This is a genomic window from Arthrobacter sp. 10T413_2, assembly GCF_056394205.1.
On sequence record NZ_JBFTHK010000002.1, the window covers coordinates 37,670 to 60,651 of the forward strand.

At 64.5% G+C, this 22,982-nt stretch carries 9 protein-coding genes; 5 read left to right on the forward strand and 4 right to left on the reverse strand.

Annotated elements, in window-relative coordinates:
- The 4 genes from AC1DBQ_RS00790 to AC1DBQ_RS00805 form a co-directional block, all read right to left on the reverse strand.
- Positions 1-6,366: a DEAD/DEAH box helicase gene (locus tag AC1DBQ_RS00790; RefSeq protein WP_476926671.1), complete on the reverse strand. Its 6,366-nt coding sequence runs from the start codon at positions 6,364-6,366 to the stop codon at positions 1-3.
- Entirely contained in the window at positions 6,366-10,985 is a 4,620-nt protein-coding gene (locus AC1DBQ_RS00795) for an Eco57I restriction-modification methylase domain-containing protein (RefSeq protein WP_476926672.1), read from the reverse strand. Before AC1DBQ_RS00795 ends, AC1DBQ_RS00790 begins: the two co-directional genes overlap by 1 nt.
- Positions 10,985-13,846 carry a helicase-related protein gene (locus AC1DBQ_RS00800; protein ID WP_476926673.1) on the reverse strand — a complete coding sequence of 954 codons (2,862 nt, stop codon included), beginning with the start codon at positions 13,844-13,846 and terminating at the stop codon, positions 10,985-10,987. The genes AC1DBQ_RS00795 and AC1DBQ_RS00800 overlap by 1 nt, the downstream gene beginning before the upstream one ends.
- A gap of 165 nt (positions 13,847-14,011) precedes the next feature.
- The gene (locus tag AC1DBQ_RS00805) at positions 14,012-15,994 is read right to left on the reverse strand and encodes a hypothetical protein (protein WP_476926674.1); all 1,983 of its coding nucleotides are present in this window, start codon (positions 15,992-15,994) and stop codon (positions 14,012-14,014) included.
- Positions 15,995-16,683: 689 nt separating this feature from the next.
- Between AC1DBQ_RS00805 and AC1DBQ_RS00810 the strand changes: the two genes are divergently transcribed.
- From AC1DBQ_RS00810 to AC1DBQ_RS00830, 5 genes are all read left to right on the forward strand, one after another.
- Complete coding sequence (locus tag AC1DBQ_RS00810) at positions 16,684-17,718, forward strand: LacI family DNA-binding transcriptional regulator (protein WP_476926675.1); 1,035 nt, start codon at positions 16,684-16,686, stop codon at positions 17,716-17,718.
- A gap of 136 nt (positions 17,719-17,854) precedes the next feature.
- Positions 17,855-19,174, forward strand: coding sequence for an ABC transporter substrate-binding protein (locus AC1DBQ_RS00815; protein ID WP_476926676.1), 1,320 nt, complete (start codon positions 17,855-17,857; stop codon positions 19,172-19,174).
- Between the two features lie 79 nt (positions 19,175-19,253).
- Entirely contained in the window at positions 19,254-20,327 is a 1,074-nt protein-coding gene (locus tag AC1DBQ_RS00820; protein ID WP_476926677.1) for a carbohydrate ABC transporter permease, read from the forward strand.
- Positions 20,324-21,262 carry a carbohydrate ABC transporter permease gene (locus AC1DBQ_RS00825; protein WP_476926678.1) on the forward strand — a complete coding sequence of 313 codons (939 nt, stop codon included), beginning with the start codon at positions 20,324-20,326 and terminating at the stop codon, positions 21,260-21,262. Before AC1DBQ_RS00820 ends, AC1DBQ_RS00825 begins: the two co-directional genes overlap by 4 nt.
- Positions 21,259-22,953: an alpha-amylase family glycosyl hydrolase gene (locus AC1DBQ_RS00830; protein ID WP_476926679.1), complete on the forward strand. Its 1,695-nt coding sequence runs from the start codon at positions 21,259-21,261 to the stop codon at positions 22,951-22,953. The genes AC1DBQ_RS00825 and AC1DBQ_RS00830 overlap by 4 nt, the downstream gene beginning before the upstream one ends.
- The last annotated feature ends 29 nt before the right edge of the window (positions 22,954-22,982 follow it).

Genomic DNA, 22,982 nt, shown 5'->3' on the forward strand with positions numbered 1-22,982 from the left:
TCAAGCCCCGTTCGTCTTCAGTAATTCGCTAATATCGTCAACGTCGGTTCCCACGGTGGTCCAGCCTGCGGCCTGAAGTTCAGCCCGCCCGTCGTCGCCGTCCAGCATGACGGCGATCCGGTACTCCGGCCAGGCGACCGAGACCGGCAGGCCATCCACTTCGAAGCCGAGTTCGGGCAGGACACTGATGTCCGCATTGGCAATAGCCAGCAGAAGGGTCTTTTCGAACTCGGTGGCCTGTTCCATCAGCTCGTTCCAGGCGGGGCCGAGCCCATCTGACATCTCCAGCCGCGCCGTCTCTTCCTCAATCGCCCCACCGGCGCTAACTGTGGACATCACCGACCCGATCGTCAGACCGATCGGCTTGAACGCCAGCAGGTTAGAGAGCCGCAGCCACTCGCGCCAGGATGCTTCGTGCGCGGGAGAGCCGACCGCTTCTGCCCGGTCGTCCAGGCACAGCCCGACGGCGATCGTGGACAGGCTCTTGGGCGACCCGGCCGCCGCGAACCCAAGGCTCCCCGAACTGTACGTCCAGGCCGTGACGGTGCCCGCAGGCAAGGAGGGCTTCGCGCCTTGCGACAGCGCCGCGGCGTGCGCGTACATCGCGTCAGCGTCGCCAGGCTCGGGTCGCTGCGCCATCAGCATAAGCGGCACCAATTCCGAGAAGTTCGCCCAGGCCTCGGGATCCGGCCGGTTGACCCATTCCCAGAGCATTGTCATCGCGTCCCGGCCTAGCAGGTCCATGATCCCGGCATTCACGGGATAGTTGGCCATGAGCTGGGCGTTTAGCTTGGCGTTGGCCCAGGAAGGCAGCGCAACCGGAGCGTCGCGGCCGGCTTCGAACGTCTCAACGTCCTGCCACGTCACGGCCCACGGCACTGCGGCCCCGGATAGCTCCGAGCTGTGCCGGAGCTTGTCGCGCTTGGTAGCGTCGTCCACGATTCTATTGTGGTCCGGGGACGCGTGGAAGGTGAAGCCGTCCGTATAGATCGCCAGCACGGGGAAGTTCGGGTCCGGTGGTCCCTTGAGCAGGAAATCGGGGCGGGTGCCGGCGACATCCACCTGCGGGATGAGCTGCCATTGGAACTGCTGCCCGGGGATTCGGAAGGTGATGGTGTCCGCCAGCGCACCGGGGGTCACTTTCGTGTGTGCGCCCACCGCCTTCAGCCGGTCCATCCAGGCCTTCCGGAACCGCTTTTCCAGCAGCGATTCAATCGAGGTCTCGGCGTCGGGTGCCTCCTCGGTGACGGTCCAGTCGGAGAACGACGGCGAGACGACGCCGTCCGTGGCGGCCTCGCCGGAGCGCAACAGCAGGCCGAGCAGGCGTTCGGCACTGGCACGCGCCACCTTGTCCACCGTCCACGGATCGGCGAAGGGAAGCAGGCAGTGGTGGCACGCCAGCCGCTCCTCGAAGCGGCAGCTGCAGTCCCGTACGGTTTGCCACGCGGCGTGCAGCAGCTCCCAGACCCGTTCGGCGTTGGCGAACTCGGCAAGGTAGCCGGTGCCGCCTGGGACCTTGTCGTGCAGCATCAGGGCAATCCGGTTCCCGCCGTGCGCCGGATCGTTGATCCGCAGCACTCCCAGGTGGTCCGGGGCCCCGCCCAGGACTTTCTGGAGACCCAGCAGCATGGCGGCCTGGAGGCTGGGAACGGAGAAGTCGTCGCCGTAGGTCACGTCAAGGGGCAGGTGCAGCACGACGCCCTGGGTGCTGAGTTCCCGGGCGAGCACCACTTCTTTGACGCTTTCCTGGGCTGCCTTGCGGTATTTGCACCAGAACCGGTGCTCGGTGGGCAGGTTCTCCTTGGCGGACTGGTCCAGCTGGCCGCAGTAGGAGCACAGCCGGAACATGGGCGTCCGGACGTCGTCGCCGGCGATGGTGCGCACCCCGCCGTTGGAGGCGGTGCGTCCGGTGTTGAGCCAGCGGATGTCGACCCGGTTGAAGTATTCGGCGCCGAAGTCGTAGCTCTCCACAAACCAGCGTTTCTGCAGGTGCTGCTGGTCGATGTCCGCCGCGGCGACGATCGTGAAGCGTTCCCGGACGCGGTTGTCCCGGCGGTCGTTGATCGCGGCCTCGTCCCGGCGGACTTCGGCGGAGACTTTCTTCATGACCACGACGTCGAGGACCTGGCCCATGTCCGCGATGGCCGCCGTTCCGCAGCGCAGACAGTTCTGCACGGCCGCAACGGCGCCGAGGTCGGTCTTGATCCAGCCGCATTGCGGGCAGACCTGCCATTTTTGGATGTGACTTTGCTGGGGGCCCAGGTCCACGGCATCGATCAGGATTTCCATGCCCTGCGCGTAGAACGTGGCACCGGGCGCGAATTCGCTCAGAGCCACCGAGGCGCCGCGGTTGTAGGAGACCGTGTCCGTGACGAACTCCTGCGTGTCCGCGTCCTTCCAGGACAGCCCCACATCCAGGCTGACCGAGTCGTCCAGGAGGGTGTAGTTGGGCAGCACACCGTAGGCTTCCAGGACCGAAATCCAGTACTGGCCGCGGAGCTGCTTGAGCTGGTCCCTGATCATCTTGAGGGTGGCCTTGGCGGTCCGGACGGCCTGATGCGCGTCGGACGTTTTGTCGTCCAGCCGTTCCGCCTGGGCGGCTGCCGACTCCAGCTCGGGCAGGGCGTTGCCGATCTCTTTGCGGCGGGTGTCCAGTTCGTCGACGTCGGCCTTCCACTCCCCCGCCGCCCGGATTAGGTGACGGGCGAGACCGCTGGGCTCGCCGTCGCCGTGCTGCGAGGCCCACGCTGTCAGGCGGACGGCACTGTCTGCAGAAATCTGTGCGCCGAACTGGTCCAGGAACTCGGTCAGGTACGCCGGGGCGTTCGCAGTGGCGTCCTCGATCAGGTGCCCGATAAACGATCCTGGCGCGACGCTCCCGAGGGCCTGGATGGCGTCGACCGGGTGCGGCCGCCCCACCGCCCGGGCGAAGCGGTCAGCGACGTGGGCCACGTACTGGCGTCCCAGGATTTCTTCGGCATCCAGGTACGTGGCCGGTGGCCGGACCTCCCCGTTGATGACGGAAAGCGGTTCGTGGAGTTTAGGCAGGTGCTCCCCGCGGCCTCGCACAAAGGCGAGGACGAGGGAGTTGCCGGTCAGGCGGCCGGCGCGGCCGACCCGCTGCAAGTAGGAAGCCACAGACGTCGGCAGCGAGGCCAGCATGACACAGGAGAGGTCCCCGATGTCTATGCCCATTTCCAACGTGGGGGTCGCGACCAGGACGTTGGGAGCCTGCGGATTGTCGGCGCCGGACTTGAACTGGGTTTCGTAGAGAATCCTCGTGGCGTCGTCGAGCAGCGAGGTGTGTTCCCGGGCCACGACGCGCTTGCTTTCGCGTGAGGAGTAGAGGTCGCGGTAGAAGTTCCGGGCGTCGGCGGCGTGCCGTTGCAGGGTCCCGCTGCAGCGGACCAGGGTGCACGGGCCCCCAGCCAGCTGGTCGATGACGCTCAGGCTCCCGGGGGTAATGGCCTGGCAGACCTTGCACTGGACGGTGTGCCGTCCCGCGGCCAGATCCTCGGCGTCCGGGACGGAGAGTACGATTTTTTCCGGGTCGAGCCAGTAGACATCGGCGCCGGAGTTCGTCTTCGAGCTGCCGAGGGTTCCGTCTTCTGCTAGTGCGGTGATGAGTGCTTTGGCCAGGTAGCCGCTATCGGCGGGGGCGACGCCGAGGCAGCGGGCTGTCCAGCGTGCGTACCAGGACGCGGAGGACGTGACGCCGTCCAGGTTGTCGGTGGCTGCGGTGGCGGATCCGATCCGGGGGAAGGCCGGGGCTGGCCGGCCCGAGGGGAACGCGGGCATGCCCTCACCCTTGGGCCGCCCACCCCAGATCTGCCAGCGCTTGCCGTCGGTACCGATGTAGCCTTTGAGCCATTCATGATGGACGCCACCCTGAAGGCGGACCCTTTCCACAGTGCCGCGGATCCACTGCAGCAGCTGCTGCTGCGTGGGCGCGGTCTCTCCGACCATGTTCTGGTGAAGAGCCGAGTCATAGGCCTTCCGGGCCACGGAGAGCATGCGGGTGGCGTTGCCGGCGTCGGTTTCGACGGCCAGGGAACCGGTGAGTTCCAGTGTCCGGCCGGTCCGGGACTGGAGGCCGAGCTCCAGGAGGGCGTCGAACTGCAGCCGGCGTTTGGCGAAGCGTCGGGCACGGACGCGTTCTGCCGGGGAGGCCTTCGGGTCCCAGAACGGCCGGAAGCTTTGCCGGTCCACGAATTCGGGTGCGATCAGCTGGTACCGCGCCCCCGGGGTGTCCGCGCGGGCAATCGCGGCGTCCACGAGTTCCGAGAGCGTGGCCGGCTGCTCGCCCAGGGCGCGCCGCAGGGCGGTGCGGAGCGTCATGGTGTGGGAGCGGGACTGGACGTATCCGGCCCGGTGCGCGGCGTCCTGGACGCTGTCGGTGAAGACTAGGGCTTTCTTTTCCTCGTCGTTCAGGCCCTCGGCGCCGAACAGGTTGGAGATACTCACGGAGAGCATGGTGGCGATGGCGCTGCCCATGAAGGCGATGCCGTCCTTGGCCAGGCAGGACGGGCATACGTCCCTCTTGGATTGGTCGTCCGCGTCCTTGCCGGTGAGCATTAGGACGGGAATGATCCGCCCTTCGGCGAGGTCGGCGCTGTCCGCTTTCGGGGGCATGGTGGAGAGGCCTCGGTTGACGGTGTGGAGCCAGTGCAGGCCTTGCACCTGTTCCGAGCCGTCCTGGTGGAATTCGATGATGTCCGCCTCGGCAGCGGCCGAGATGAGGGTCCGGAAGCGCGGGTTGTTCGTGACGCGGGCTTCTCGGATCTTGGAGTCGTCCAGCTCCAGGTCCAGGCCGGTGGGGGCCAGGACGGCGCCCCAGCCCGAGCGGCCGCAATGCCGGCAATAGAGCGCCGGCAGGAACATGTCATGGGACTGGTCCACACCGTCGTCGGACCAGCGGAAGCGCGGTGAGGTGTCGACAGCGGCGTCCACGCGGGACATCTCGCGGATCCACAGGTGCGTCTCCACGGTCACGGCGGCCCGGCCGTGGCTGGCGCGGATGTGGCTGAGCAGAGCGATGACGTGGGAGACAAACTCTTCCGCGGCGTCCGGCCTCACGCCTGAGGGCAGTGAATAGGCCGGGAAAATGCCGTTGGTCAGGTCCGAGAGTGCGACGGCGTTACTCGCATGCGTCAGCAGGGCGGCGGTCAGCGGATGTGTACGCATCGCGTCCAGAAGGTCTGCGGGGCGTTCGCCGAAGAGCGCCTCCAGGACGGGCCCGAACACGGTTTCAGGGCCGCCGCCGGCTTCGCGCAGCTCCGCTACGGCCTTGTTGGCGGACTTGATATCGACGGCGACGGCGTGCAGGTCCCGACTCTGAATGGTTCCGTTGCCGAGTTCGGTCCAGGCCTCCTGGGTGAGCCGGGATTCGGTGACGACGGAGTCGTCCGGGAACACCTCCCCAAAGACAGTCTCTGCGAAGCGGAGCATCGCGTCCGGGTCGCCTTTGCTGCCCAGCGTTGCAGATGTGGCGACGGGCGTTGCCCGGCCGAGCGGGCGGGCACGGTCTTCCCCGCTCAGCCCGTGGGGATGGTCCGTCAGGTCGTCCGGCCAGTAACTCTTGAGCGTCAGTCCGAGCCGGCGCAGCAGCATTGCGACGTCGGTGCCCTGGGCGCCGTCGTAGGTGTGGAATTCGTCCAGGACCACGTATTGCAGGCTGGTCGCGGACTTCTGCCAGAGCGGTGCGTCGGTGTGGCGGAGCAGCAGCATGTCCAGCATTTTGTAGTTGGTCAGCAGAATGTCCGGCGGGTCCTGATGGAACACGTCGCGGTCATTGATCAGTCCGTCCCGGGCCACCCTGGTGCGGTTGGTGTCCTTTTGGCCGGTGTAGATACCGGCAGTGACGCCGGACAGCTCAGGATGGGTGGTCAGCAGCTCGGCCAGACGCTTGGCCTGATCATTGGCGAGGGCGTTCATCGGGTAGAGGATGAGCGCCTTGATGCCGGTGATGCCGTCCCGTTTGGCGCGCAGCACGTGATCCAGAATCGGGTAGAGGAACGCCTCCGTCTTACCGGAGCCGGTGCCCGTGGTGACCAACGTGGGTTCCGGGCGACGGCGCGCGCCACCAGTGCCTTTGCTGCTGAGCCGCTGAAAGGCCTTCGCCTGGTGGCCGTACGGCTCGAAGCCCTCGTACCAGTCCAGGCAGTCGCGCCAGCCCGGTTCCGCCGTTTCAAAAGGAAGCCTCAGCCGGACGTAGGCGCCCTTGAAGAGCCCCTGCTCCGGATCCGCCAGGAAGTCCTTGATGGCGGACTGCGCGTTCCCATCCGTGAGCGCGAACGTGGTGGCGAGATAGTCGGAGAGCCCCCGACGCAGGTCCCCGGCCTGGGCAGTGGGCAGAAGCTCCGACATCAGGACTTCCCCTCCAGCATGCTCGAGAAGTGCGCGTAGGCCTTCCGCATGTCTTCCTCGCGGTCGAAGCTCCGGAACGGGAACTCGAAGACGTACTCAACGCCGCTCTGCGGGTGTGTCCAGGTGCGTTCTTCGAGGGTTAGGTTCTCGCCGACCTTGCGATAGAGCCGGTTCATGTCGCCGGGAACCTTGCGGCCGTTAGCGTCATAGAGGTCGTTCTGTTCGTAGCCTCGGAGAACCGGGAACTGAGTTCGATAGATGGTGCACAGTTCGTCGACTGTGACCTCCAGGGACAGAGCCGTCAGCACATCCAGCTCCACTTGAACGGCGCGCCGCTCGGCTGCTTTGCGGACAACGGACTCGGCGGCCGCTGCATTTCCCGCCTCTTCACACAATGACGCGAAGACCTCTGTAAGCGAGATAAGCCTCAAGAAGTTCTCCACAATGCAGTCGACAAAAGGCGACTTCATGTGGATTGGGAGCCGACCGATGTCATCACCGGAGATTTTGGAAGCACCGACGACTTTCATGAGGAAGTCAGCTACCAACGATGACGAAACGCCAGCTACGGCCACAAGCGTTCGAGCATCGTGCGCGACAACTATGCCAGCAGCGTAGACGTTATCGACGTGCGCAGCGCCAGGCGGGATAACCGAGGGGTGCAGTGTTCGCGCCCCCGTGACGGCGGCCATTCTTCGCCAGACCATGCGGTACTGGCTCCGTTGCTGAATCGGCCGTCCGTCGGCTGACACCCATGACCCGAAATTGGAGTTATAGAGCGGCCTGTCGCCGACGCGTTGATAGCTAGTACGCGGGATGAAGTCTACGGGGAGAGCCTCGAGGTCCAGCTCCGTCCAGTCAAGATTGTGCTTCATAGTCGGGTTGGGCTGCTTGGCAAAAGGGTTTGCGACGGTAAAGTGCGGGCCCTGCAGGATGACGTCTTCCCAGGAGCCGGGAACATCAGATCCAACTTCGAAGTAACCGTTCTTCCGGTCTGTCGTCTCGTTCCAACCGGATGAATATTGCAGCCCCAGCTCACGCACCCGTGGCGCTCTGCTGAGCTTTTCCAGTACCCGCGAGCTTGCCCTATTGACTGGGTACACCATGCGGGCCTGGACGGCGGGGGTTCCCGGCTCGTCCAGGATGTCCGCCCAAACTGCCAGCGCGGTTTCATCCACATAGATAATGCGCTCGGAGTGAGGGCGCGTGTCCCATTTACCCTCCTCGTCTTTGATGCCCGGTACGTCCCCGGACCCGTCATGGACCTCAGAACGAGTCACCGTGTCAGGGTGAAAGAGCGAAGCGGCCATGCGGAACAGCGGACTCTGTCGAGGGACACCATAAACGTGTACACCGTAGGTCACGCGGTGGTGGATCTCGAAAAGTGATAACTCGTTGACGAACTGCCAGTGTCTGCGCAGACGGCGATATGTTTCGGCGCGTAAGTGAACGGCCTTTTGCTCGGTGAAATGCGATTCTGGGTGCACCATTGCCACGATGCCTGACGGCGACGTGGAACGCCATGTGCTTTCCATGAACGACCGGTATAAGTCGGGGCGGAGTCCGGAAACGATTGGGTAAAAAGACGCAGAAGTCAGCAGTTCACGGACAGCCACGATGCTCGTTGCCTGCTCGCACATGAACTCAACCTGCTTTGAGTCGAGCTTTGCTTCAGCTTGTTTTGCGGATTTGGAGGCCTGCGTCTGCTTCTCGTTCAACTGCCACCACGGATCAAACTCCGCATAGACGGCATTCTCGTCCCAATCCGGCCGAACCCACGGCGGGTTACCCACCTGAAGATCAAAGCCACCGCGACCAAACACCGAAGCGAAGTCCAGCTCCCAGTGGAAGAACCCCTGATCTGCGCTAATGTTCTCGCACACCTGCAGCCATGAATTTTGCTTCTTAGCGATCTCGACGTCGGACACTAGGGCAAACTCAAGGTCGGCCCGTTCGGCCTCGTTCAGTTCTTCCCAGGTCGACGCGGCTCCGAAGGTCTGCTGTCCCGCCATCTTCGATTCCTTGCCCTGCAGGCCAAGAAGCATTTCCAGCGCTGCGAGCCACTCGTCCAATGTCGGAGGTGTTGCCCCACCGGTCGCGCGCTCGGTCAGAGGCCAGAACCACAGCGCGTTCCACGCATCCATGACCCGGCGGAGGCGCTGGTAGGCGCCGTTCGGGTCGTTGAGGGTTTCCTCGATCTGGTCGCGGGTGACGGCTTCAGGCCGAGTTCCTGCATCGCCGGGCGCTTCAACCGCGGGGTGTTTGCCGAAGTAGTCGATGTCCCGGCGGGCCTCCGATTCGGCGACCTGGAGCCGGCGCAGTGTGAGCTTCCACAGGGATTCCACGCGGCGGCCAAGGTTCACCATCCGGTCGACCTGGGTCTTGCTGGGCTTGGACTTGATCTTGGTGCGCCAGGCCTTGAGATCCTGCTGGGCCTCCCCTGCCAGGTCCTTGACTTCTTTGGCGTCGGCGGCCGCGCCCCAGCCCTCGGCCGGGAGCAGGAAGTGGTGGACACGGCCCACCACGTTGGGATCGTCCGTCTCCGCAGTCATGGCCTCGACGAGCCCGGGCAGGGGCGTGTCCTGCGGGGCGCTTTTCAGCCATGACTTGTCATTCACTGACTGCCGGGAGTACGTGGCCCGGCGGGCGCCGATGAGCGAGTTTCCGCGGCGCAGGCGAAGCCCGAACCAGGGCGCCTGCAGGTCCTTCACCATGGTGTCGAGCCAGAGGGAGACTTCGGCTAGTTCCACCGCCGTCGAATTCAGGTCCACGCCGTGGACCTGGTGCAGCGCGATCTGGGCCTTGACCTTCTGGAGTTCCTGCGGATATTCGTCCGCGGGGATCCGGACGTCCAGCTCATCCTGTTTGCGCTTCAGGTACTCGTCGGCGAGCTGGCGAACCGCTTCCAGCGCGAACGCGCCGGATCCCAGGGCCGGCTCGCAGACCGTCAGGTTAAGGATGTCGTCCGCTGCAGTCTTCTGGTCGTTTTGGTCCATCAGCTCTTCGAGCGCCTGGGAGACGACGAACTTGGTAAGCACCTCAGGGGTGTAATAAGAGGCAGACTGTTGGCGTTCGCGGCCGGCGAGCCGGAAGACGAACGAGCCTGCGGGGTGTAGCACCGGGCGGCGCTCCCCTGTCCGTTCGTCCTCTTCCACCACGAAGTGCTCGGCGTCAATGGACTCGGACCGGTCAACCGGGACCACCCAGGAACCCTTTTCTGGATTCCCGTCTTTGGCCACCTCGTGGAGGGGCTCCGCGGCGATGAAACCCGTGTAGGACATCAGGCCCTCATAGACGGCCCCGAGCTGGTTGATGCCCAGTTCCGCGTAGGAAATGAAACCGCGGTCCTTGCCCTTGGCCTCCTTGCTGAGCAACAGGTGCTGGAGGACGCGCTGCAGCTCGCCGTTGCTGAGCTTGGTGTCATTGATGAGGGACGTTGCGGCGTCGTGGAAGAGGTCGGCCTTGAGCGGCTGGAAGACCAGGCCTTCGTTCTCGCCCGAGGCATCCTCGGAGGGGTTGGCTCCTGCCGGAGCGTGGCCGTTGTCCACCAGGTGAAAGAGCTGCGCGAGGGAATCGTAGATGTGGGTGCCGCGACGGGACTCCGGGGACTGGATATTGACCAGGGTCAGTTCCCGCAGTCGGTCCAGGCCGTAGCCCTCGTTGTATTCGCCAGCCCCGACGGGAAGGACGCCCATTTCCGGGGAGGCCTCCGCGTAGAGCAGGAAGAGGATCCGGTAGAGGAACCGCAGGGACTGGCGGGCCAGGACCTGCCCGTCCACGTCCTCGACGCCCAGACCTGCTTCACGGCGGCGGTCCAGGACATCATTGGCAATGATTTCGATGGAGCGTCGGATGCCTTCGCGCAGATCCTGGGAGACGCCCACAGTATGTTTGACGGAGGCCTCGAGGACACCATCCCACCAGATGGAGCCGTCCGGCGTCGGCATGAGGGAGTCGCGGCCGAAGATCGCCAGGAACCGGTCCGTCTCGGCGTTTTTCTTAGTGTCGTTTCGGTCCGCGACCAGGAGCGCGTCCGCGGCCAGATAGCGGCCCTCGGCCCAGCGTTCCTGCTCGGTCAGCACCAGCCAGCGGCCCGCCATGATGACGACAAACTTTGGCGCTTCGTCCGAGAGGTAGGCCTCGGACACTGTCTTAGCCACTGTCAGCGCCGGGGTAGGTTCTTTCCCGTCCACCAGAACCCGCCCGAGCGGCAGCACCGTGGACAGCACGTCCTCCAGGGCGTCCGCCGGAGCGGCCTCGACGAACAGAACCTCTGAGTTCCCCGTCGCCCACACGCCGGGCACGAGCGTTTCAGTGCCGCTGCGCTCGAAGGTGACGGCCGCCGTCGTGCCCTTATAACCGAGGGCGCCGCGCAGGAGTGCGTAGGCCTCAGACGCACCCGCAGGGTCCTCCGACAGCCCGGCGAGCAGGATCTGAAGGCGTCCGCGGACCTCGGCGAAGCGGGTCAGGGTAGTTGAGTGGCCGTCTTTGGCAGCCTCGTCCCAGCCTTTGCGGTGTTTGACGACCTCGGCCTGGAAGGATTCCTTGGTGGAGTCCGTGGTGAAGAAGTGTTCGCTTATCCAGTCTTCGCCTACAACGATTGAATCAAAGGACGGCATTACTGGTCAGCACCTTCCGGGACGGCGACAGGGGTTGCTCGGGGAACGACGATCAGGAGGGGGCGGACCAGGCGTTGGGCCGGGGCGAGCGACTCCGCGATGCGCTGCTCCTCGCTGACACGCTCTCGCTGCTTTTTCACTTCCGCCCGCTGCGCGAAATCGAAGGACAGCTGGGTCCAGCCCGTGGCCCGGTCCTTCCAGGCCTGCAGCCGCTGGTTGGCGGAGCTGGCAGCAGCTTCAAAGGTCAGCTGCATGGTCTGCCGGGCGCTCTCCACCGCCTGCGGCAGCAGGGCCTGCAGCCCGTTCACCGTAACCGGCCCGGGGTTGGTCGCTTTGGCATCGACGCCGATGCCGCTCAGGTGCTCACCCAGATCCTCGAGGGGTTCGGAGAGACAGAACGCCGGGTTGGCCGGGTCGGGGAAGTCCACCGCGATGAACGCTTTGGAGACCACCTGCCCGCGGCGGTTCATCAACGTTCCCATGAGCAGGACCTGGGCGGCGTCGACGTCGCCGCGGACAACGAGGACTTCGCTGCGGGACATCGAGGACAGCGCCCGGTCACTGGCCCAGTCTAGGACGGGGTGGAGCGGGCCGAGGTAGTGGGCCTCCGGCCAGCTCATGTCATCGGATTCGCGGGCGCGGTTCAGTTCCCGGCTGCCGGCTTCGACCGTGGTCGCGAGCTTGAGGCGCTCGGTGACTCGCCGCTCGGACAGGTAGTCCTGCGGCAGGTAGCCCAAGCGGTGCTGGAGGTCAGCGGGCGGGTTTAGTTCGGCGAGGCCGTGGCCTGTGTGGACGGTCCAGCCGAGGACCTTGTGCGGATCACCGAAGGCCTCGTTGAGTGCTTCGTCAAGAAAGTCCAGGTCCGTGGAATAGAGTCCGAGGGGCTTCTCGACTGGGATGGCCTCCATCTTTCCGTCGTCCTTCAAGGCCCCGAAGTCGAGGAAGTCCCAGAGGTCGGCTGAGTCCGGATCGACGTCGGGTTCTCCGACAACGTCGTCGAAGTCTTTCTTGCCGAGGAGGACGTCGCGGATGGCGTCTTCCTCCTGCTTGACGCTGTACTGCCCCATCAGGGAGGCGACGTCGTTGAGGACCGTGTGTGCCTCGTACTCGCGTTCCATCAGACGCGTCAGGACCTTGATGTCGCCCGAGAAACGGGTGTTGTGCGGGTTCAGGAGCAGGGTGGTGATCTGCGGTTTCTGGCGCTGGCCGAACCGGTCGATGCGGCCGTTCCGCTGTTCGATCCGGATGAGGCTCCAGGGGATGTCGAAGTGGATCAGGTGGTGGCATTCGGCGTGCAGGTTCACACCTTCAGACGCGACATCGCCGGTGACCAGGACCCGCAGCGGGCTGTTGCCGCGCTTGAACTTGTCCACAATGCTTTGCTGTTCGACGTCGCTGAGTCCACCGTGCAGGAGGCCGACGTTTTCCGGCTTGAGGCCAAGCGCCTTGGGCAGCGTCTCCTGCAGCCACTTGAGCGTGGCGACCCGCTCGGCGAAGACAACCGCCCGCATCGGGGAGCCCTTGCCGACGCCGATCTTCTTCAGATAGCTGACGAGCTCAGTGTATTTTGCGGAGTCGCCGGTGTTGGCGGCCTCGGCGAGCTTGCTGAGCCGTTTGAGGGCCTCGGTTTCCTTGGCTTCGGAGGGGGAATCGGCGTCGAGCTTCCTGAGACGCTCGGTGACCGTTTCGAGCAGCGCGGCAGGGCTGGAGAGGAAGGCCTTGGCAAGGATCCAGGAGAACAGCGCGCCGTTCTGCCCCGAGTAAGGTGCCGGTTTGCCTTCGGGGTAGAGCCAGACGTCGGAGAGCTCCTCGGCAATGGCGTTCTCCGCGGCGGAGGCGGACACGAGCCTGTTGTCCGGCTCTTCCCGCTCGGCCCAGTCCGCTCCGACTTCCTGGGCGACCTCGGGGCTGTGGCGGTGCCTACGGATGATGAGGTTCTCCACGTGCTTGGGATCGAAGGTGCCGTCCGGGCGGACGGCAGTGGGGTCCAGCAGCCGCAGGATTTCCGCGAACGACTCGTTGCGTCCGTTGTGCGGGGTTGCAGAGGCCAGGATAAGGGCCTCGGTATTCGGCGCAAGCACCCGGGCGAGCTCGTTGTTCATGGCCTGGGTGTTGGTGACGTTGTGGGCCTCGTCAATGACCACAGCGTCCCAGTGCAGCTTGCCGAGCTGTGCCCGGTAGCGGGGGCTCTTGAGCGTATCCATGGAGATGATGGCGCGCTTGTAGTAGGTGAAGGGGTTCCGGGTGGCCGGGAGCTTCTGCAGGATCTTCTGGATGCCGGCGGAGTCGAGGCGGACGAACGGCAGGGCGAAGCGGCACCAGAGCTCGTGCTGCATCTGCTCCAGCACGTGCCGCGGGGTGACGATGAGGATACGTTCGCCGCGGCCTCGTTTGACCAGCTCACTGAGGATCATGCCAATCTCGAGGGTCTTACCGAGGCCGACTGCGTCGGCGATGAGGATGCGCGGCCGGATATTCGTGGTATCTAAGGCCTTCGCGACGGCGATCTGCTGGTACTTGAGGTTCCGCGACAGCATGCGCGTGGAGACAGTCAGGTACTCCGCCGACTGGGGTGTCGGCGTTTTCCTGAGGGTGGTCTCCAGGAAGAGGCGCGCGCGGCGATAGTTTGGGGTGTCGTCCGCGACGACCTTGGACTTAGCCGGGTCCACGATCTCAATGGTGTCCAGCGCTGAGTAGAAGGCGGCTGTAGTGTCCCTGACGAGCTCGCTGAGGCCTTGGACCCTTATGAGGGTGCCGTCCACCGATTTCTCGACGCTGGTGACGAGCCAGTCCTCGTCCCGGACACGGACGACCGAACCGGGTGCGACGTTGAGTTCCCGGTGTGTGGCTGTAACTGTCAAGACCTGCTCCTGTGCTTCATGCTGTCACTGTTTTGGCGGCCAATCAGCCTACGACGGCGCAGTCCAGGACCCCAGCTGCAATAAACTCGGCAAGGTGGGACTTCACGGACCGGGCCGACCGTAGACACGCTCGCAGGCCCTCTTTCGCCGGGCAGTGCGGTTGTCCTACTCTTCCTCATATTTCTGACGTTGACTCGCTTCAGCTTTTTGGCGGTCCGTCATGAACTCGACCAGTTCCTTGAGAATAATCAAGTCGCACGCCCAGGAGCGATTATCTGGAACCTGAAGGGTGTGCGTAAAACCGTGCACTTGACGATTCTCGTAGTTTTCAGGGAGCAAGTGTGTCGATATAGCGTAATCGTCCCTATAATCGTCGCCAGTCTCCCAAACCACACACAAATCAATGTCTGACAAGTTCTTGTCAAGGCCGTTTATATCGGATATCAATCCATCAAGACTGTATTTGTATTCCAGAACTTTCGGCTCGGTTACAAGTCCTTCCATGTCCTCAAATAGCTCGGCACTGATGCCGAGAGGGTTGGTGACGGAATCGTATTCAAAGAGGGCATTATCCCCTGAGAAAGTCGCCCGATATAGGCCATCATATGTTGAACGTTCATTAGTTGCCAGAGTCTGAACGCCGCGAATCACGCCACCAGAAACTAGCTCATGGAAGAGTGCGATCACGTCCTGCTCCCGTGACGGAATAGACGTGATGGATATCCGCTTAGTGGGAAGGAAGAAATGATCAGACTCAATTTCAAGGGGATTAGCCTTCTCATGTGCTACCATCTCAGTTTTCCACTGGTCTAGCTGCGTCGAACGCTTCAAGTCCGGCGCCGCACCAGTATTTTCCTTGAGATACCCGTGGTATCGGTTTATAAGACGCTGCGTTATGTACTGGGCGGCATCCTCGGAGAAATCCACCAACTCGCGCTTGAAACCCTTTCGACCATAATCAGGGGTGTAACGGTCAAAATGCACAAGGAAATGAACCTGATTTTGACGTCCTATATTCTTCGTCAGAGGGACTTGAATAACCTCACCCTGCGGCATTCCATTCGCTGCAAGCTGAATCCCAGCCTTCACAACAGATTGGCCGCTCCGGACTTTCAGCTGCTCGTTATACGAAGACCAAAGCTTCGCCGAGTACCCATACTCCATTTCGATTGTCGGAGTATAATGCGCGATGACATCTTCATGCTGTGCCAAAATATCTTTCGAGAGGACGTCTTGAAGTTCGACGGCAGTCCAACTGTTGTACAAGAAGTCCAAGTTATTGAAACGGCCTGGAAGTCGTCGCCCCCGCCCATATTCCGCAGTGCTTTTCTCTTCCGCCTCCATAATCTCATTCAAGGACCGAGGCTTTTTTCCTTGACTCCTAAGCCAGAAGTAGCCGATACCCTCGCGGATCACTTCCTCAGCTTCTCCGCCGTACACGACCACAAGACGTATCTGCACATCAGAAGACGGCACCACCGCACCGATGGCTGTCTTGACCGACAAAATCGTCATCCAGGAAGCCGCTGTTTTCGCCTGGAGCCAGCCAAGGCTCTTCAACGTCGTGTGCTCGCCAAACTCCACGGTTATCGATAGACCTTGTTCTTGTGAGGCAAAAAAATCAGTCTCCATTGAACTTGGATCCGCGGTTACCAAGGGGAACTCGAGACTTGGATCCTGCAACTCTACCCAGCCCCGCGCGCCCCGGATTATTCCGGTGGCGGTAAAATCCGGCGTCTTGTTCGAAATTCGCATGTAATCAAACCCATAAGCAACAAAAGTCGCACCTACACCCTTATGCCCTCGACTCATACCATTCTTGGCTTTGAACGAGCAGTTAGGGGCTAAGAAGCTGCGGTACTGTCCTTCCGAGAGGCCGACGCCGTTATCGGAAACTGTAATGCGGTTAGTGTCAATGTCGACTACGACTTCAACTGCCGGGATATATGTCGTCGCATCCCGTAATGTCCGCTTTCGAAGGTCAACGGAATCCAAAGAGTTCTGGATCAACTCAGCAAATGCATCGTAGCGTCCCGTGTAGCTACTGAGAATGTTATCGATTTCGCGTAGCAATGAGCTTCTCAGGAGCGGAATATTGGCGCCAGACAAACGCTCCTCAAGCGGATTAAACGATTCCAACGAAGTCATGCATCCCTACTCACTCTTCGGACGCGACCTCTAAACGCGCGCGTTCCCCAAAAAACCCCTCGTGGCAAAGAATACTGCATGCGCCTAGCCATGCACGTCGGTGGCTCCTGAACCAGTAGGAACGCGGCGCCGCTGACACGAGTTAAAGGCCTCCACTGGCCGCAGGCTTGATGTTCGCGTTTCTCAGCGAGGTCAAACATCACGGTAGCGTGGTGATGTCGCTCACCTCGCGCCGGCGTTGCCCCGCGCTTCCTTCCGCACGCTTCGTTCCGCCTGCAGCGGCCCCTGTTCCCCGTGCAGTCCGCGCCTTACTACGGAGACTGCGCAGCACTCCGGGCGTTTGGGCGAATCCCACGCACGCCGGGCGCGCCGCGGGGGCATGTACTGAGCCCGCGGCTTGGGAAGCCTCTTAGCTGGAAGGATGGGAGGCGCCGGTGGGGCGGCAGATACGGCTGGCCGCCTGCACGGGTTGATGAAGATTCCCTGTAATCCCCGCGCCGAGGGCCGGCACAGCACATGCCTCAAGAGCCCAGCCGGAAAACCGCTCGTTTACGAAACGCAACGCGATCCCCTGCCCACCCCTTACTGTTGATCCTGCATCTAACGAAACCGTTTACGTAAACCGTTTGCGTGACCCGTCGCCATGACGGGTTGCGCAAACAACCAGACACCCTCAGGGAAGAGGAACAGTGGTCACCATCCGCGATGTCGCCAAGCACGCCGGCGTCTCTCCGGCCACCGTCTCCCGGGTTGTCAACGGGCTCGTTGGCTACTCCGACGAAACAAGGGAACGCGTCGAAACTGCGGTCAAGAGCCTCAGCTACGAAACGGACTACCTTGCCCGCGGCCTGAAAACCCGGCAGACGTCTGTGATCGGACTCCTCGCCCCCATGGTCTCGGACGCCCTGGCCTCCCAGGTCATGCAGGGCGTGGAGGAGGAGGCCCAGGAACGCGGCTACGCCGTGATGCTCGGCCGCACCGGCGCCAAATCCGCCTACATCGCCGGGTACCTGCGGACCCTGCGCACCTACCGGGCCGCCGGCGTCATCCTCATCTCCGCGGTGATCACGCCGGAAACGAGGCAGCTGCTGGGGCCCAACGTCCCCATCATCTCCGTCGCCATCAGCGACAAGTCGGGCTCCCCCAGCGTGGCCATCGACGACGAGCAGGCAGCCTACGACGCGACCCGTCACCTGCTGCGGCTCGGCCACCGGCGCATCGGCCTCCTGACCGGGGATCCGGCGTCGATCTACGTCGGCCAGCCCCGCAAGCGCGGCTACCTCCGCGCCATGATCGAAGCCGGCTGCACCCCGGTCACCGCCACCGGCAGCTTCTTCTACGAAAGCGGCGCCGCCGGCGTCGACGAACTGCTGCAGCAGGAACCCGGCCTCACCGCCATCTTCGCGATGAGCGACGAGATGGGTGCCGCCGTCGTCAACGAACTGCAGCGGCGCGGGCTCCGGGTGCCGGAGGACGTCTCCGTCCTGGGCTTCGACAACACCTCCACCTCCCTGCACGTCAACCCGCCGCTGAGCACCATGGCCCAACCGCTCGAGGAGATGGGACGGATGGCCGTGAAAAAGCTGCTCCGATCCCGCGACCTGGGGCCGAAGATCATGCCGCACCGGCTGATCGAGCGCGGCTCCACCGCGCCGCCCATTTCAACAGCGGCGAATCCGGCACCGCCCGGCGAACAAGTCGGCACCCAAGTTCTAGTCAGCTAGCCAAGACCCCAAACACCACCACCCACGGCGACAGCCGGCACTCCCCCGTGCCACCAGGCAACCATCGCCGCAGTTCCGCATGCACCAAACCACCCGCACCACCCGACTCGCACCAACCCAAAACAAGGAGCAACACATGAGGCAGCGCCGCCACACCTGGCAGACTCTTCTCGCCACCACCGCATCCCTGACCGTCGCCGCCGTCGCCCTCACCGGCTGCGGCGGGACGTCCACGGACGCGAAGAGCGCCCCGAAGGCCGCCGCGTCCTTCGAGGGTAAGGGCCCCATCAACTACGTCTCCAACCGCGATGCCTCCGGTGCCGCCAACAAGAGCATCGAGGAATGGAACGCCGCCCACCCGGAGGAAAAGGTCACGTTCGTCGAACTGCCGGACTCCGCTGACCAGCAGCGCCAGCAGCTCATCCAGAACGCCCAGATCAAGTCGGACACCTTCAGCGTGCTGAACCTGGACGTCGTCTGGACCTCCGAGTTCGCCGCCAACAAGTGGATCATGCCGCTGCCCGCGGACGCGATCCCCACGGACACGATGATCCCCGCCACCGTCAACGCCGCGACCTACCGGGACACCCTGGTGGGCGCCCCGTATTACACCGACGGCGCGCTGTTCTACTTCCGCTCGGACCTGCTCAAGGCCGCCGGCATCGCCGCCCCGCCCAAGACCTGGAACGAGATGAAGACCGCCTGCAAGGCCATCCTGGCCCTCCCCCAGGCCGCGGGCATGTCCTGCTACGCCGGCCAGTTCGACAAGAACGAGGCCCTCACGGTCAACTTCTCCGAGGCCGTGGCCTCCGCCGGCGGCACCGTGGTGGACGCCGACGGCAAGCCCACCGTCAACACCCCCGAGGCCAAGAAGGGCCTGAACCTGCTGGTGGACGGCTTCAAAGAAGGCCTCTTCCCCTCCGACGCCATCACCTACCTCGAAGAGCAGGGCCGCCGCGCATTCCAGGACGGCAAGCTCGTCTTCCTGCGCAACTGGCCCTTCCTGCACGCCTCCCTGAGCGCCACGGACGGCTCCAGCAAGGTGGCCGGCAAGTTCGGCATCACCTCCATCCCGGGCACCGACGGCCCCGGCGTCTCCACCCTCGGCGGCCGCAGCCTCGCCATCTCGCCGTTCACCGCCAACAAGGCCACCGCCCTGGAGTTCATCAAGTTCTTCACCAGCGAAGAGCAGGCCAAGAAGCGCCTCGCCCTGTCCTCCCGCGCCCCGGCCTACGCCTCCCTCTACGCGGACCCCGCCGTCGTCGCCAAGCGCCCGTTCTTCCCCACCCTGCTGACCTCGCTGAACAACGCCCAGCCCCGCCCCAAGGTGGTCCAGTACGGCGCCACCACCAAGGCCATCCAGGAAGAGGCCTACGCGGCCATCACCGGCAAGAAGGACACGGACACGGCCCTGAACGACATGCAGGCCAAGCTCACCGAGCTCTCCGCCAAGTAATTCCGCCCCGTAGCAACAGCCGGGCCGGCCGGTTCACCCCGGCCGGCCCGGCAGCTGCAACCCCAGTGAGGTTCCCAGAATGACGACGACGACCGCCCCGCCCGCCGGCGCGCAGACCGGCACGCCCCAACCAGCCAGCCCGCGCAAACGCGGCCACCGCGGCAACCGCTCTCCCGGCGAAGGCCGCATGGCCGCACTGCTGCTCTCCCCCACCATCCTGGTGCTGGCCCTGGTGATCGTGTACCCGCTGCTCGCCGCGGTGCACCAGTCCCTCTACCGCGCCGAATCCGGACTGGACGCGGACGGCTTCGTCGCCGACGTCGAATCCTTCGTGGGCCTGGCCAACTACGCCGACCTCTTCGTCGGCGAAACCGGGCGGCGCTTCCTCAACGCGCTCGGCAACACCACGTTCTTCACCATTACTACGGTGTTCCTCGAGACCGTCCTGGGCCTCTGCCTGGCCCTGGCCATGAACCGCGCCTTCCGCGGCCGATCCTTCCTCCGCGCCAGCATCTTGGTCCCCTGGGCCGTGCCCACCGCCGTCTCCGGCCTGCTGTGGCGCTGGATCTTCCAGTCCGACGGCATCGCCAACACCCTGCTCGGCAGCGAAATCCTCTGGACCGCCGAGGGCAACGCCTCCCGCGCGGCCATCATCATCGCCGAAGTCTGGAAGACCGCCCCGTTCATCGGCCTGCTGGTTCTCGCCGGCATGCAGGTCATCCCCGGCGAAGTCTACGAAGCGGCCAAGATCGACGGCGCCGGCTGGTGGCGCCAGCTCGGCTCCATCACCCTCCCGCTGGTCAAGCCCACCCTGCTGGTCGCTGTGCTGTTCCGCATGCTCGACGCGCTGCGCATGTTCGATCTCCCCTTCGTGCTGATCGGCCCGGGCAAGGAATCCGTGGAGACCCTCTCCATGCTGGCGTGGGACGAATCCAACCAGCTCCGCTACGGCTCGGCCTCCGCGTTCGCGATCATGCTCTTCCTGTACGTCGCCGTCGTCGCGATCGTCTTCGTGAAGGTGCTCGGCGCCGACGTCACGGGAGCGAAGGAACTGAAGCTGATGGCGAGGAAGTCCCGCACCAAGGCAACCCGCACCCAGGCGAACCCTGAACTGGACATCGCTGAACAGAAGAAGGCCGAGGCCACCCGATGACCATCTCCGACCTCCGCAACGCGGCCACCGACTCCGGCGCACCGAGCGACTCCGGCGCGGGCTCGCCCGACGCAACCGCCGCCGTCGGCCGCCCCGGCAAAACGAAAAAGGTGCGCACGTGGCGCTCCTACTCGGTGTACCTGGGCCTGGCGCTGATCTTCGCCTACTGCCTGGCGCCGTTCTACTGGATGCTGGTCTCCAGCCTGCGCCGCACCGCCGACATCTTCGACAACACCCTGCTGCCGGCGCCGTTCTCGCTGGAGAACTACGCCAAGGTGTTCGACGGCTCCACCATGTTCGGCCAGGCTCTGCTGAACTCTCTGATCGTGGCCGGCACCACCACGGTCTTCGCGCTGCTGCTCGGAGTGTTCGCCGCCTACGCGATCTCCCGGCTGAACTTCCGCTTCAAATCGGTGATCCTGGGCGTGATCATTGCGACGTCGATGTTCCCCGGCATCTCCGTGGTGGTGCCGCTGCTGCGCCTCTTCACGGACCTCGGCTGGATCAACACGTACCAGGCGATGATCGTCCCCAGCCTGTCCTTCGCGATCCCGCTGGCGGTCTGGAACCTCACTACGTTCATGAAGGCCCTGCCGTTCGACCTCGAGGAAGCCGCGATGATTGACGGCTGCACCAAGTGGCAGGCGTTCCGCCGGGTCCTGCTGCCGCTCGCCGCGCCGGGCGTCTTCACCACCGCGATCCTGACCTTCATCCACAGCTGGAACGAGTTCATCATCGCGCTGTCCATGATCAACGACCCCAAGATCCAGACGGCCACGGTGGCGATCTCCAAGTTCACCGGCGCCACCGAATTCCAGGCGCCCTTCGGCGAGCAGATGGCCGCCGGAGTGATCGTCACCGTACCGTTGGTCATTATGGTGCTGATCTTCCAGCGGCGGATCGTCGAAGGCCTCACCGCGGGCGCGAGCAAATGAGCCCTGTTTCGCCGGCGGGCCCCGTCGAGGAGACCACTCTCGCGCCGGCCCCCGAGTGGTGGCAGTCCGCCGTCATCTACGAGGTCTACCCGCGTTCCTTCGCCGACGGCGACGGCGACGGCGTGGGCGACCTTGCCGGGCTCATCGCCCGGCTGCCGTACATCGCCGCGCTCGGCGTCGACGGCATCTGGATGACCCCGTTCCAGCCCTCCCCGCAGGTGGACCAGGGCTACGACGTCACCGACTACTGCGGCGTGGATCCGCTGTTCGGCACCATGGAACAGTTCGACTCGCTCCTTGAGCAGGCCCACGCGCTGGGCCTGCGGATCCTGCTCGACGTCGTGCCCAACCACTGCTCCTCCGAGCACCCACTGTTCCAGGCGGCCCTCGCGGCCGGCCCGGGCTCGCCGGAGCGGGACATGTTCCACTTTGTGCCGGGTCCAGTGGGCATGTCCGACGACGACGGCGGCGCTGCGTCGGACGCTGGCGGCTCGGGCGGCTCCGACGTCCCGCCGAACAACTGGCAGAGCGTCTTCGGCGGCCGGGCCTGGAGCCGCGCCAACCCGGGCTCGGCGACGGACACGGACTGGTACCTGCACCTCTTCTCGGCCGGGCAGCCCGACTGGAACTGGCGCAACCCCGCCGTCGGCGATTACTTCGACGGCGTGCTGCGCTTCTGGTTCGACAAGGGCGTGGACGGGCTGCGCATCGACGTCGCGCACGCGCTGTTCAAGGCCGACGGGCTGCCCGATTCGCCCTCCACGGGCGGGGTGGTGGACGGGCTGCGGTCCAACCCGCAGGTTTCGGACCAGGAGGAAGTCCACGAGGTGTACCGCCGCTGGCGCACGCTGGCCGAGAAGTACGAGCCGCACCGCCTGCTGGTGGGCGAGGTCAACCTGGAACCGGCCCGCGCCGCCCGGTACACCCGCGCGGACGAGATGCATCAGGCCTTCGCCTTCGCGTTCGTGAAACTGGGCTGGGACGCAGAGGCGTGGGCCGCCGTCGGCAACGAACTCGAGGAGGCCCGGAAGATTCACGGAGCCGCCCCCACGTGGGCGCTGGAAAACCACGACATCGTCCGCTCCGTCACGCGCTTCGGCGGCGGCGAACTCGGCAGCGTCCGGTCCCGGGCCGCCCTCGTGGCTTTGCTCGGACTGCCCGGCTCCGCGTACCTCTACCAGGGCCAAGAACTCGGGCTGCCCGAGGCCGACGTCCCGGTGGAGGCCCGGGTGGATCCGATGTGGGCCCGCGGCGGCGTCTGCCGCGACGGCGCCCGCGTCCCGCTGCCGTGGACCGAGGACGCGGCGCTGAACCACGGCTTCTCGCTCGGCGAGGCGGCCACCGAACAAGCTGCAGTTCCGTGGCTCCCCCAGCCGGATGACTGGGGCAACTATGCGATCGAACAGCAGCAGCAGGACCCCACGTCCGTTCTCAACCTCACCCAAACGGCCCTTGAGGCGCGCCGGCAGCTGTGGAAGAACGGCGTCTTCACCGCGAACGACGGCGGCCCCTGGCGGGTCGAGGCCGGAAACCTCCTCATCTGCGAACGCAACGAGCACTTCCTCGTCGCCGTCGCGATGGGAGCTGAGCCCGTGAAGCTGCCCGCCGGCACCATGCTGCTTAGCGCCACGCCGCCGGCCGAAGACGGCTGGCTGCAGCCGAACAATGCCGCCTGGGTGCTGCGCGACTGAGTCCGTAATCAGGAGGGCCGTCCACGTTT

What these genes read in the sequence shown, in the direction of transcription:
- AC1DBQ_RS00805 (WP_476926674.1), bottom strand. Translation starts at nt 15,994, where the DNA reads ATGACTTCGTTGGAATCGTTTAATCCGCTTGAGGAGCGTTTGTCTGGC.
- AC1DBQ_RS00815 (WP_476926676.1), top strand. Translation starts at nt 17,855, where the DNA reads ATGAGGCAGCGCCGCCACACCTGGCAGACTCTTCTCGCCACCACCGCA.
- AC1DBQ_RS00795 (WP_476926672.1), bottom strand. Translation starts at nt 10,985, where the DNA reads ATGCCGTCCTTTGATTCAATCGTTGTAGGCGAAGACTGGATAAGCGAA.
- AC1DBQ_RS00820 (WP_476926677.1), top strand. Translation starts at nt 19,254, where the DNA reads ATGACGACGACGACCGCCCCGCCCGCCGGCGCGCAGACCGGCACGCCC.
- AC1DBQ_RS00825 (WP_476926678.1), top strand. Translation starts at nt 20,324, where the DNA reads ATGACCATCTCCGACCTCCGCAACGCGGCCACCGACTCCGGCGCACCG.
- AC1DBQ_RS00830 (WP_476926679.1), top strand. Translation starts at nt 21,259, where the DNA reads ATGAGCCCTGTTTCGCCGGCGGGCCCCGTCGAGGAGACCACTCTCGCG.
- AC1DBQ_RS00790 (WP_476926671.1), bottom strand. Translation starts at nt 6,366, where the DNA reads ATGTCGGAGCTTCTGCCCACTGCCCAGGCCGGGGACCTGCGTCGGGGG.